At 39.4% G+C, this 12,465-nt stretch carries 14 protein-coding genes; 7 read left to right on the top strand and 7 right to left on the bottom strand.

Annotation, left to right across the window (positions count from 1 at the left end; translation table 11 throughout):
* Positions 1 to 495: 495 nt before the first annotated feature.
* The 7 genes from WKK05_RS22280 to WKK05_RS22250 all read left to right on the top strand — a co-directional run bounded on the left by WKK05_RS22280 (position 496) and on the right by WKK05_RS22250 (position 4,695).
* Positions 496 to 951 carry a hypothetical protein gene (locus WKK05_RS22280; protein WP_341525254.1) on the top strand — a complete coding sequence of 152 codons (456 nt, stop codon included), beginning with the start codon at positions 496 to 498 and terminating at the stop codon, positions 949 to 951.
* Positions 952 to 1,076: 125 nt separating this feature from the next.
* On the top strand, positions 1,077 to 1,346 hold the full coding sequence (locus WKK05_RS22275) for a hypothetical protein (RefSeq protein ID WP_341525253.1): 270 nt from the start codon (positions 1,077 to 1,079) through the stop codon (positions 1,344 to 1,346).
* Positions 1,347 to 1,348: 2 nt separating this feature from the next.
* Positions 1,349 to 1,660, top strand: coding sequence for a hypothetical protein (locus tag WKK05_RS22270; RefSeq protein ID WP_341525252.1), 312 nt, complete (start codon positions 1,349 to 1,351; stop codon positions 1,658 to 1,660).
* A gap of 271 nt (positions 1,661 to 1,931) precedes the next feature.
* Positions 1,932 to 2,294 carry a hypothetical protein gene (locus WKK05_RS22265; protein ID WP_341531157.1) on the top strand — a complete coding sequence of 121 codons (363 nt, stop codon included), beginning with the start codon at positions 1,932 to 1,934 and terminating at the stop codon, positions 2,292 to 2,294.
* A 16-nt stretch (positions 2,295 to 2,310) separates the two neighbouring features.
* Positions 2,311 to 3,315: an LLM class flavin-dependent oxidoreductase gene (locus WKK05_RS22260; protein ID WP_341525251.1), complete on the top strand. Its 1,005-nt coding sequence runs from the start codon at positions 2,311 to 2,313 to the stop codon at positions 3,313 to 3,315.
* Positions 3,308 to 3,679: a hypothetical protein gene (locus WKK05_RS22255; RefSeq protein ID WP_341525250.1), complete on the top strand. Its 372-nt coding sequence runs from the start codon at positions 3,308 to 3,310 to the stop codon at positions 3,677 to 3,679. Before WKK05_RS22260 ends, WKK05_RS22255 begins: the two co-directional genes overlap by 8 nt.
* Before the next feature lie 398 nt (positions 3,680 to 4,077).
* On the top strand, positions 4,078 to 4,695 hold the full coding sequence (locus tag WKK05_RS22250) for a class I SAM-dependent methyltransferase (RefSeq protein ID WP_341525249.1): 618 nt from the start codon (positions 4,078 to 4,080) through the stop codon (positions 4,693 to 4,695).
* A 136-nt stretch (positions 4,696 to 4,831) separates the two neighbouring features.
* On the opposite strand, the gene hypB is transcribed toward WKK05_RS22250, so the two are convergent.
* From hypB to WKK05_RS22215, 7 genes are all read right to left on the bottom strand, one after another.
* Positions 4,832 to 5,632, bottom strand: a complete 801-nt coding sequence (hypB, locus tag WKK05_RS22245; RefSeq protein ID WP_341525248.1) for a hydrogenase nickel incorporation protein HypB — start codon at positions 5,630 to 5,632, stop codon at positions 4,832 to 4,834.
* On the bottom strand, positions 5,623 to 5,961 hold the full coding sequence (gene hypA / locus WKK05_RS22240; RefSeq protein WP_341531156.1) for a hydrogenase maturation nickel metallochaperone HypA: 339 nt from the start codon (positions 5,959 to 5,961) through the stop codon (positions 5,623 to 5,625). The genes hypB and hypA overlap by 10 nt, the downstream gene beginning before the upstream one ends.
* 17 nt (positions 5,962 to 5,978) lie before the next feature.
* Positions 5,979 to 7,070 carry a hydrogenase expression/formation protein HypE gene (hypE, locus tag WKK05_RS22235; RefSeq protein WP_341525247.1) on the bottom strand — a complete coding sequence of 364 codons (1,092 nt, stop codon included), beginning with the start codon at positions 7,068 to 7,070 and terminating at the stop codon, positions 5,979 to 5,981.
* A gap of 88 nt (positions 7,071 to 7,158) precedes the next feature.
* The gene (hypD, locus tag WKK05_RS22230) at positions 7,159 to 8,337 is read right to left on the bottom strand and encodes a hydrogenase formation protein HypD (protein WP_341525246.1); all 1,179 of its coding nucleotides are present in this window, start codon (positions 8,335 to 8,337) and stop codon (positions 7,159 to 7,161) included.
* A 94-nt stretch (positions 8,338 to 8,431) separates the two neighbouring features.
* Entirely contained in the window at positions 8,432 to 8,680 is a 249-nt protein-coding gene (locus WKK05_RS22225; protein ID WP_341525245.1) for a HypC/HybG/HupF family hydrogenase formation chaperone, read from the bottom strand.
* A 96-nt stretch (positions 8,681 to 8,776) separates the two neighbouring features.
* The gene (gene hypF, locus WKK05_RS22220; protein WP_341525244.1) at positions 8,777 to 11,173 is read right to left on the bottom strand and encodes a carbamoyltransferase HypF; all 2,397 of its coding nucleotides are present in this window, start codon (positions 11,171 to 11,173) and stop codon (positions 8,777 to 8,779) included.
* Positions 11,163 to 12,344, bottom strand: a complete 1,182-nt coding sequence (locus WKK05_RS22215; RefSeq protein ID WP_341525243.1) for a hypothetical protein — start codon at positions 12,342 to 12,344, stop codon at positions 11,163 to 11,165. Before WKK05_RS22215 ends, hypF begins: the two co-directional genes overlap by 11 nt.
* Positions 12,345 to 12,465: the final 121 nt, after the last annotated feature.

Genomic DNA, 12,465 nt, shown 5'->3' with positions numbered 1-12,465 from the left:
ATTTACGCAGAGATTCCCCTCTACCCCCCAAAATTCCTAGACGAAAGTCTAGTGAACTAGGGGGGACTTCTTAATCCCTCTTTTAACAGTGAAATGGAGCCACGTTCTAGCATCTGAATACATTAGTTTTGGTCTCATAGTTCTAGTGATCGTGAAAAATTTGGTAATTTGTCAGCCATAAACATCATAACAACTGACAACCCATTATTCTAAAAATTACCGATTACACATATCTTTAGTTATCAGAACTGTTTGAGCATAAAAACAGCTATTTACTTAGATAAACAGCTAAACACATTTCCTTATACCAATTCTCCAGAAAAAGGCTATAGATTCAAATATATAAATTCAAATTAAATCTTAGCTTTTTAATTACGAATTACGTAGCTTGCTTCTCGCCTTCTCTTCGAGGCCAAGGCGATTGACGAGTATTACAAATTACGAATTATTAATTGGTATTACTGGGTGCATACTACCTAGCAAGGGAGAGGCAAAATGAGAGCGAAACTTTTAAATGTTCTCACAGTTTGTATAGTTACTTTAGCAGTACTTTCTCCAGAGCTAGTAGTATTTGACATAGTTTGGGAGCGACATTTAGAGTTTGTAAAATCTCAGAATTTAGCCTGTGAAGTTAACAAGAGTAATACAAGCAATTGCCCAAGGAGCAATGGCAAAGCTAATCGTACCTTTACTCCCCAAACCAAAGGTATGCATTCCTATCAATATCAAGCTAGCATACAATCCTCTCAAGGCAATGTGGTTAATCAAATGTTAACTATTGCTGAGCAATATAAAATTGCCGCTATCTTGCAATGGTTTTTCTTGTTGACCCCTATTTGTATTGGGCTAGGAATCATTTTTTACGATAGGTATCTTGTTTATCGTGCTGCTGTTTTAAAAGAACAAGTTGAAATGCTAGAAAAACTGTGGCAGCAAAGTATCGAGCAGTAATCACTGGGAAGTCAAGAGTCAATAGTCAATAGTCAAGGGTCAAGGGTCAAAGCTGATTACTACTTTTATTCTTGACAAACCAAAAAAGCTTCAAAATCAGCACATTCTAAATCAACAAAATCACCATGTCAGAACAACGCCAACAATTATATTTCAACTTAATTGATGAGTTACTCAGATGCCCTAATGGACAAGAACCAGAAGTTTTGGAATCTAAACCAGAATTAGTTGATGCTGGCTTCGTAGAGACAATGTTACAAGTAGCAACTATGTTTGCTCACGAAGGTAATCAAGATGGCGCTCAGTTTTTATTCTTTGTTGCGCGTGAATTAGCTAAACAATTAGGATTATATCCTGAAGTTCCTGAAGTTTCTGAAGCTACCAATAAGGAGTAAAAATGCTATTGACTTCAACTGATGCAGGACAAATAGCGTTAGAGCTGCTTATGGCAGATTGGAACATCTCTGAAGAAAACAGAGAGTGGTTTACAATCTTTAACTCTCGTCTCATTGGCGAAAGTTGGTATGTTGTAGAACTAGGTGTCGAGGGATTTCCAGATAGATGGTTTATGCAGGTTTATGACACTGGAGTGTGTGACCCAAATTATACATTTATTTCACCAATCCGTGGTTCAGAAGGATTCACGGATTTGATAAATGTACCAGATATCGTAGCAGAAGTTTTAGTTTCGGAACGCAATGCTCGATAATAACAATTAAAAATTTAAGATTAAGAATTCAAAATGATTGAATTTTGAACCCTCAGAGGATAAAAATCCTCAATCATTATTGATAAACAAGAGCTGAGATTTATTTGATAAGTCCCAGCTCTTTTACTGTAGGTGCAAAATCTGAAAAGTTTAAGGCGGCTTAAATAAAGTACACTTCTTTAAAGTTTGCTACTATTTAATATTTTATTTGGAATAAATAAGATAGTTTGTCATATTTAAATGACAAAATTATGTTATATTAAATAGCGTGATGGACGCTACAGAATTATCAGTTCAAATGATTGCTGAAGACATCCTAGCTAAAGAATTCACAAGAGTCGTCAACCATTACTACCCACAAGTTGGGGAATTACTGGACGGGTGTTATGTGAAAGTCATCACCTGTTTCTGGGGACGACCTGCTAGACGCTTGCAATACATAGGAATTTATTGCTCTGACGAAATGATTTCCTGTGTGCAAGCCAAAAAAGAAATACTCAGAGAAGTAGCAGACAACATGGGTTTAGTGCAGGTAGTCTGCATGAATGCCAAACGATTGTTACGCGACCCCATGTCAAAGCTGAAGCAAAACAATCCACAAATGTGGTTGGAGTTGCAGTGGATTGCCACCTAAAATCGTAAAGCAAACAATGAAAACTGGAATTTTCTGCAATTACGAAAATCCTCACCAGGATGCTCGTCGTGCTATTTTTGAGCAAATCACACTGGTGAAGCAGGCGGAGAACTTAGGTTTTGCGGAAGCCTGGGTAAGTGAGCATCATTTCACTGAATTCAACCTCAGCCCTTCTATGTTGGTGTTGATGGCACATCTAGCGGGAGTGACCTCAACTATCCGATTAGGCACAGCGGCGGTATTGCTGGCGTTTCATAACCCGATTACAGTGGCAGAAGACATTGCTACCTTAGATAATCTGTGCAATGGAAGATTGTTGTTTGGAGTGGCTAAAGGTGGGCCATTTCCCCAACACAACAAGCATTTTGCCACACCAGCCAGTGAATCTCGTGCCAGGATGCTAGAGGCAATGGCGTTGATTCAAAAGCTTTTATATGAAAAAGATGTATCATTTAGCGGGCAGTATTATCAATGCGATCGCCTGACGATTTACCCGAAGCCCTTGCAGGAAAAAATTCCAGTGTATGTTGCCACAGGTAGTGATGACGGTATAGAATTTGCCGCCAAAAATTCCTTCGGCCTAATGGGGGGGCCACCGTTTTCTCTACCAAGATTGAAAGATACTGTTGCCAAATATCGAGCTTTAAATTCCAGTGGTGCGGATAATCTGATGTTGGCACGCTTCTTTTATGTTGGGAAAACATACGATGAGGCTGTGAGTGAAGCGTTGCCTTTCATCCGCAAATTCAGCGAGAAAATGAAAGCCAACTCGTCTCAATTAATGCAGACTAGTGCGAATGCCAATCAAAAACCATTTGATCGCACAAATATCTGTTTTGATGAAGACTATTTGATTGAGAACTCAATTATCGGTGATGTGGAGACTTGTCGTGACAGAATCAAAAAATTTCAGGATGAATTAAACTTAGGGACGCTGGCACTCAAACCCTCATCTTTTGATTTGCGAAAAAACCTTGAAAGTTTAACGCGCTATAACCAAGAGGTGCGGAATTATGTCTAAACTATCTTTGCTTCCTCCTGATGATTTGCCACCAGTTGAGGTGACAAAAGAGGATGGAATGCTGCATTTAGAACTAGAACGATCTACTGGAAGATGCTTTTATCAAGCTTGCGATCGCATTACGCGAATACTACTATCTAATTGTCAGTGGTATCTCACCACAAATGGCCCTACCTTGATACTAGTAATTGACTGTCCAGACATAGTATCTTACTGGCATATAGTCAGCAATATAGCTCCGTTAGGGAATAAACTAGAGCGGTTTACCAGTAACGCTAAAATCCGGGTTTATCCGCCTATGGGTAAAGGAATGCCCTTTGAAATCGGCGTAAATGAAATCTCGGCGTATCGAGATTGGCTTTAATCGACAAATAAATAGTTTGTCTTTTTATCTCACGCAGAGGCGCAGAGACGCAGAGGTTTTCTTAGCGTCTTTGCGCCTTTGCGTGAGGTTATAATTAAGAAATTCAACCTGGGCAAATCGGATGGATTGGCAGATACTGGGGTATAGCTGCTGGTATTCAACAGGAGTTATTGGCTTGGTATGATAAACAAGGCGATCGCTATTTAACAGCAGAAGAACGGGCAGAACAGTTAGTACAGTATTTGCGCTCCCTTGGTATTGATCCTGATAATCTACCTAGTGAGTAATTTTAAAGCGATCGCCAAATTATACTCTTGCTCAGCTTGTAAAATAAATATTGGAGGCACTGCAAAAACCTGCCCAATATGGTAAGTTTAGCGAGTTAGCGGCGAAAACTGATGATTAGTAATTTTCTGAGTGACAAAAAGCAACTTTTTGACAGTTGGGCATCAAGCTATGATTGGCTTTTTCCTTCAATATTCTACCAAGCCATCCATAAACGGTTGCTCTCAAAAGTTGATTTACCACCTCAAGCAAACGTGCTTGACTTAGGCTGTGGTACTGGACGCCTGCTGCAACGCCTAGCGGATGAATTTCCTGATATACGCGGTACGGGATTGGATTTTTCTCCCCAGATGTTGCGGGTAGCAAGACAGAAAAATTCTCACCATCCGCGTTTAATCTATGTTGAAGGTAAAGCAGAGTCTCTTCCCTTTGCCGAGGGTCAATTTAATGCAGTATTTAACACTATAAGTTTCTTACATTATTCCCAACCAAAACAAGTTTTAAGTGAAGTAGCACGCGTGCTGACTCCTGGTGGACGCTTCTACTTAGTTGATATAACCACCAGTAAAACAGCATCTGAGTTAGCAGCAGCTTCTCCTGCTAAAATCAGATTCTACAGCCGAGAAAGTCGTGAAGCACTAGGCTCTACTGCCGGACTATTATCTATAAGTCACCACTATTTACTAGGGCCTGTCTTACTAACAATTTTTGCTAAACCATCATTAACTTAATTAATAAAAGCACTTTTAAGCATTGCTTAATTTGCGTATAAATGATTTCAAACTCATTTATCTCTCTGCGTCTTTTCTGCGTTCGCGCAGCGTGTTGCAGACAGACGCTACGCGAATGCGCCTTTGCGTGAGATTTTCATACCTTATTATTAAGCCAAGCATACCACTTCTCTAACCCAATTCCTGTAGTTGCAGAAACCTGAAAAATCTGAATTTGAGGATTTACTTGCTGAGCATATTGAATACACTTTTGCACATCAAATTCCACATAAGGTAGCAAATCTACTTTAGTGAGAATCATCATCTCACTAGCACGAAACATATGGGGATATTTTATCGGCTTATCTTCTCCCTCTGTAACTGAAAGAATTACAACTTTTGCCTGTTCACCTAAATCAAATAAAGCTGGACAAACCAAATTCCCAACATTCTCAATCATCACCACTGAATTCAACGGCGGATTAAGTTGCTGTAATCCCCTGTCTATCATTGATGCATCTAAATGACAGCCTGTTCCAGTGTTTATTTGAACAACCTTACAGCCTGTTTCTTTAATTTTTTGAGCATCATTAGCAGTTTCTTGGTCGCCTTCAATCACGCTAATAGATAATTGATGCTTTAAATCATTAATAGTGCGAGTCAACAAAGTTGTTTTACCTGCACCAGGAGAACTCATTAAATTTAAGGCTAAAATATTTCGCCCTTTGAACCAGCCGCGATTTTGGGCTGCTATCAGATTATTTTTAGCTAAAATATCCTGTTCTAAGGATATAGTTGTGCCATGTACTTTGGCATGAATTTGAGATGTTTCGCTGTGAGAATGGGTGACAACAGTCCCATCAGCTAAAGTATGTGTGTGATGGTGTTCAACTTCACCCGTTTCTAAATTAGTAATTTTAGTTTCGTCTTCATCAGAACAGCCACAGGTTACACACATAATTCCTCAATTTCAATTTCCTTAATTTTTAGTTCTTCACCAGTTATTAAATCTAATCGCCCACCACATTTACAAATACCAAAAGGCTTGTCTAAAGAAATTTCCGTATTGCATTGACGACATCGCGCTAACCCAGGAATTTCTCTAATTTCTAATATTGCCCCCTCTAAAGCTGTACTTTGAGTACAAATATCAAAACAAAATTGTATAGCATCAGGCATAATAGCTGAAAGCTGGCCAATTTCTAATACTACACGTTGAACTTTTGAGCCTTTGGCGTGTTCAATGACAATTGCTACAATATTTTGGGTAATTCCTAATTCATGCATAAAAAATTTATTAAAAATTAACAAATTCTTGGCAACTGTTCGCCCACTAGCATATCAACAATACGTTCAGCGCCAAAAGCTGTTTTTAATAAAACAATCCCTGGAGGTGAAGGAATAACTTCACCGACAATACAAGCATCTTTACCTGCTGGGTGGGATTGCATTGCTGATAAAACATTCTTGGCATTTTCCCGTCCTACCACTACTACTAATTTACCTTCATTTGCCAAATACAACGGGTCTAAACCTAAAATTTCACAAACTCCTTTGACCTCTTCGCGTACTGGTATAGACTGTTCATCGAGACGAATTCCTATATTAGAACTGAGGGCAAATTCATTTAATACTGTTGCTAATCCGCCGCGTGTTGCATCCCGCATAGCATGAACTTTGGGGCAAACTTGGAGAATAGTTTCTACTAAACTATGCAGCGGCTGACAGTCACTTTCTATATTAGTTTCTAATGCTAATTCCCCACGCGCAATTAAAATTGCTGTCCCATGATTACCCAATTCACCATTAATAATTACTGCATCTCCAGGTTGAATATTATGGGCAGAAATGCTAACCCCTTGGGGAATGACACCAATACCAGCAGTGTTAATAAATAATTTATCCGCAGCACCACGATGTACAACTTTTGTGTCACCAGTAACAATTTGCACACCAGCTTTTTGTGCGGCTGCTTTCATACTTGTAACGACACGCCGTAAGGTTTCGATAGCAAATCCTTCTTCTAAAATGACGCTACAGGTGAGATATAGGGGTTTAGCACCACTGACTGCTAAATCGTTGACTGTGCCGTAGACAGCTAATTCTCCGATATCACCGCCGGGAAAAAACAAAGGGTCTACAACATAAGAATCAGTAGTAAAAGCTAGTCTGTCTCCATGTTGTAAAAGGCTGATTAAATTAAAAGTTGCTTGGTCTTCTAGTTGGGAAAGAATTGGATTATCAAAACTATTAACAAAAACATCGCTAATTAAATCGCGCATGGCTTTACCACCACTACCATGTGCGAGGGTGATATGGGTATCTTGCACTTTCCCTTGGTGACGGCGGTGTTGTTCTATTTTTTGAAATAATTGATTTTTGAGAGGAAAATCCATATTTATGTTTGCTTCACGCAGAGACGCGGAGGCGCAGAGAGTAAGAGTTTAAAGTTAAGGAATTTTGCAAGCAGTTTGGTATATATTCTTAATCCAAAGACATACCACAAGCGGGGAGAGGTTCTTGGGTAATTTTTGGTTTTTCAGTTGTTGTTTTCTTGCCAATGGTAGAGAGTCTGCCATATTTGTAATAGGCTGCACAAGCACCTTCAGAAGATACCATGCAACTACCAATTGGTGTTTCGGGTGTGCAAGCTGTACCGAATACTTTACACTCCCAAGGTTTTAATACTCCTTTGAGAATTTCTCCGCATTGACAAGCTTTATGATCGGCTACTTTGATATTAGGAATGGTAAATTTAAGTTCGGCGTCAAATTGGGCATATTCAGGATTCATTTTTAAGCCTGAATAAGGTATTTCACCTAAACCGCGCCAATCAAAACTATCCCGCACAGCAAAAACTTTGTTGATGGCTTGCAGTGCTATTGTGTTTCCGGCTTTTTGCACTATTCGATTATATTGATTTTCAACTTCGCAACGTTTTTCTACTAACTGCTGTAATAGCATCCAAATTGATTGGAGAATATCTAAAGGTTCAAATCCTGAGATTACAATTGGCTTATGATATTGTTGGGAAATAAATTGATAAGGGTCAGTGCCAATTACCATACTGACATGACCAGGGCCGACAAATCCATCTAGTTGCAAGTCGGGATTATTTAATAGCGCTTGAAGGGCGGGAATCACGAGGACGTGATTGCAAAACATACTAAAGTTATGAATTTCTTCGGCTGCGGCTTGCAGGATGGTAAAAGCGGTGCTGGGGGCGGTGGTTTCAAAGCCTAAAGCGAAGAAGACTACTTCTTTGTTGAGGTTATCTTTGGCAATTTGTAGGCTATCTAGAGGCGAGTAAACCATACGGATGTCTGCACCTGTAGCTTTGGCTTGCAGTAGGCTGGTTTTGGAACCGGGAACCCGCATGGTATCGCCAAATGTGACCAGGATAACGTTAGGATTTTGGGAGATTGCGATCGCATCATCTAATCTCCCTTTTGGCATGACACACACTGGACAACCAGGCCCATGAATTAATTCTAGGTTGTCGGGGAGAATTTCTTCGATACCATATTTAAATATGGAATGGGTATGCCCGCCACATACTTCCATGATTTTGATTGGTTTTGCTAGTTGCTGGCATAATTTAGCGATTTGGCGGCGTAAGGCTTCGGCTTTTTCTGGTTCGCGGAATTCATCTACGTATTTCATAAAATAATGGGGATTAGTTTTTTTAATGAACCGCCATCGCGCAGCGTCTCGTAGAGAAGACGCAAAGACGCGAAGAAGAAAGGCTAAGTTTTAATTAATTACTAAGTTCTGCTAGTTCTTGTAATAGTTGTAATGTTTCTGCTGCTTGTTGTTCGTTAATTCGATTCATGGCAAAGCCAACATGAACTAATACCCAATCTCCAATACAAGCTTCGGGAGGATGTTGTTCGTTAACGATGCAAGCAATGTTTACTTGGCGTTTTACACCTGCAATATCTACAATTGCTAATTTATGGTTAACGTTAGTGATTTCTATAATTTTTCCGGGAATTCCTAAGCACATTGCTATTGTCCTATTGAAGGATAAGTGAACCGTAGAAGCGCAGAGAACGCAGAGGAATAAAAAGAGATTTATACTGAATATAATGTTATTAAAGCTTTAAGTAGAGGCAATTAATTGAGCAGCTGTAATCACGGCTTGTCCTAGAGATATACCGCCATCGTTAGTTGGAACTAAGCTATGAGTTAGTACATTGATTCCTAGTGTTTGCAGGTGTTTAGTAACTTGTGTTAGTAAAATAGTATTTTGAAATACTCCTCCAGTTAATGCTACTTGAGTAATCTCATTTTTTTTACAAAGAATATTAGCCATTTCCGTAATAGCCTTAGCTAAACTTGTGTGAAATTTAGCAGCTATAATTTCTTGTGGAATCTGCTGCTGTAAGTCATCTAGTAAGGCTATCCACATTGGGCTAGGGTCTATACAATAAATACTATCTGAAAAGATAAAATTAGAAGAATAAGTTAGAGTTTCTTTATGATTGTTTAACCTATTAATATTGACAAGTGATTCCATTGCGATCGCAGCTTGTCCTTCATAGCTACATTCTTCGGGATAAATACCGATAGCCGCGGCCACGGCATCGAACAACCGCCCTACTGAGGATGTTACAGGAGAGTTAATGCCCTTTTCTATAAGTTGATTGAGTAGCTTTAATGGCTTGTGATTAAGCAATTTTACTATTTCTAAATCACTGTATTTCTCTTGGCAGTTATCCCAAATATCAGCGGATATTAATTGAGCATAAGTATTACGCCAAGGCTGATAAATTGCTTGTTCACCACCAACCATTGCTACAGGTTTAAATGTTGCTAGGCGTTTAAACTTACAGTAATCTGCTAAAAGAAACTCTCCGCCCCAAAATGTACCATCTGTACCATAACCTAATCCATCTAAAGCAATACCTAAAACTGGGGGTGAATCTAAAGGAATGCCATTTTCTGCCATACAAGCTGCTATGTGGGCATGATGATGTTGGATAGGATACAGTTTTATTTGATTAGCAGATGCGAGTTCTTTACCAAGTTTGCTAGAAAGATATTCAGGATGTAAGTCAATGGCAATGGCTTCTGGTTGATGTTGAAATAAGTTTAAGTATAAATTTAGCGCATCTTGATAAGCATTAAAAGCCGCAGCATTCTCTAAATCTCCCAAATGTTGAGAAAGAATCGCTTCTCCTTCTCGTAATAAGCAAAAAGTATTTTTTAACTCACTTCCCATTGCTAAAATATTCGGGATGTTATGAAATCCGGAAGGTAAGTTAATAGACGCTGGTGCGTATCCTCTAGCACGGCGAATTATTTGTACTTTATCACTAGCTACTCTGACTACTGAATCATCTATCCGGTTAATAATCTCTCGATTGTGAAATATAAAATAATCAGCTATCTGCCTTAAATTTTTCCTTGCTGCATCATTATCAATACATTGCGGTTCATCAGAAAGATTACCACTTGTTAAAACAATAGGGCGATTCATTCGCCGCAGAATTAAATGATGTAATGGAGTATAAGGCAGCATAAATCCGAGGGTATTCTGCCCCGGTGCAACTGACGATGCTATGGGATGCTGAGTTAAGAATGAGGAGTGAGGAGTGAGGAGTTCTTTGTTTATCCCCAGTCCCCTTTGCTGCAATAAAACAATTGGTGCAGCGGGACTTGTTAATAATTCCTTTTCTTTGGCATTAATATTGCAATATTCTGCAATTATCTCAATATCCCGCGCCATTAAAGCAAAGGGTTTATGATACCGCCTTTTGCGCTGACGCAGTTTTTGCACAGCCGTTTCCTGTGTAGCATCACAAGCCAGATGAATACCACCTAACCCCTTAATTGCTACAATCTCACCTTTTTGCAACAGGGTACAAACAGCATCGACATCATCCAGCATTGAGAACATGGAAGCGGTAACAGGTTTACCATCGGCGCGTTCTAACCACGCTGTCGGGCCGCAAACATGACAAGCTACAGGTTGGGCATGAAAACGTCGATTTTCTACATCGTGGTATTCCTTTGCACATTCTGGACAAATATCAAACGCAGACATACTGGTATTGCATCTATCATAAGGAATGGCACGAATAATACTCAAACGAGGGCCGCAATGAGTGCAGTTAGTGAAAGGGTAGCGATAAAAGCGGCTAAAGGGGTCGAAAATTTCTTGTTGACATTGTGGACAGGTAGCAGCATCAGGGGCAATTTCTGTTTTGATTGTATTACTGATGCTAGTAGAAATTATAAAATCATTAAAGTTAAATTCACCTTCATAAGGAGTTCGTACCAGTTGATTAATTTTGGCTAACGGGGGACATTCTTTTTGTAATTTGCCAACAAATTCTGTTAAAGCTGCTTCACTACCAGATACCCGAATTAATACACCTTGACCGTCATTACAAACATCTCCACGTAAACCACAGGCTTTAGCTAGACGATATACTGTCGGGCGAAATCCTACCCCTTGAACCGTACCATAAACTCTAATTTCTTCAGTTGCCATAGTTAAACTGCCATAGCAAAATTCGGTTATTTCCAGAATCAGCCACTACCGCAGTTTTATTAACAATTTTGATTCCATAACACCAATTTAAACTATCGCGTTTGGGTAGCCCAAAATTGCGATTTTCACCTTTGCTTTGAAAATCTTTTTGTCCAGCCAAACCATCTGCGATCGCACCTTGTAGTGATAAAATTGATTCTGGCTTTCTCCAACCTAATAATCGAGAATTAGCTGTATCTGCAACAACTAACCAATTATCAGCAACTCCCACACCATAAGGCATACTCAAACTACTAGCATTAGGAAAATAAACTCCTTGATTCATTTCTACACAATTAAAGTTTTTTTGTCCTAATACCACTGCACAAGGGGCATTATTTTCTGTTGGCATTCCCTGCCAAATCATCACGCGATTATTCCCTGCATCAGCAACAACTAAATTTTCATCCCAAAAGGCGATATCGTGACACCATCGCATACTCGTAGCAGTTGGAGAACTCCCGCCGTTTTCGTTGCGAGATATCATATCCGGTTGTCCCAACACTAAATCAGCAGGTTGGCCGTTTTCTGTTGGTAATTGATGCCAAATTAATACTCGTCTATTACCCGTATCAGCAATAAATAGCCGCCCTTGATGATAAAAAACACCGTAAGGCCAGTGCATTGTATTAGCAGACGCTGCTTGACCTCCCCTGTTTGGTTTGTTGTTGGTAAAATTCGCTTGCCCTAATACTAAATCTGCTGGAACATTACTATCTTCGGGTAATTTTTTCCAAATCAAAACCCGATGATTCCAAGCATCTGCTACTGCTAAACCTTCTCCACAGACACAAATACCAGTTGGGACGCTTAAAGTTGTTCTTCCGGGTTGATTTTTAGCATTTTGTCCTTCATGATAAAAGTCAGGTTGCCCAATTACCCAATCAGCAGGTTCACCATCCTTAGTAGGTAAATTTTGCCACCCCAATAATCGATGATGTCCTGTATCTGACACCCACAATGCCCCATTTGGTAACAAACAAGCACCACGAGGCCCAAACATTGTTGTGGGACTTGGTGCTATAGGTATTGCTAATTGTTGCGGTTCAATAATATTGCCTAAAATTACATCTGAACCATTGGGTAAAATTTGAGGAATAGCTGGAGTATTAATCTGAAGATTTTTATGCATGAATCGGTTTAAAACCGCTAATGTAAACGCCAGTAAGACTATTTTTCTTAGAGTATGCAGATAGACGCTGATAATTATTTAAAATCATCAGCGAGTATTAACCTGTATCCCAGATTGCAGT

Source organism: Nostoc sp. UHCC 0302, assembly GCF_038096175.1.
Taxonomy (GTDB): Bacteria; Cyanobacteriota; Cyanobacteriia; order Cyanobacteriales; family Nostocaceae; genus UHCC-0302.
This window is presented reverse-complemented; position numbering and strand designations above follow the sequence as displayed.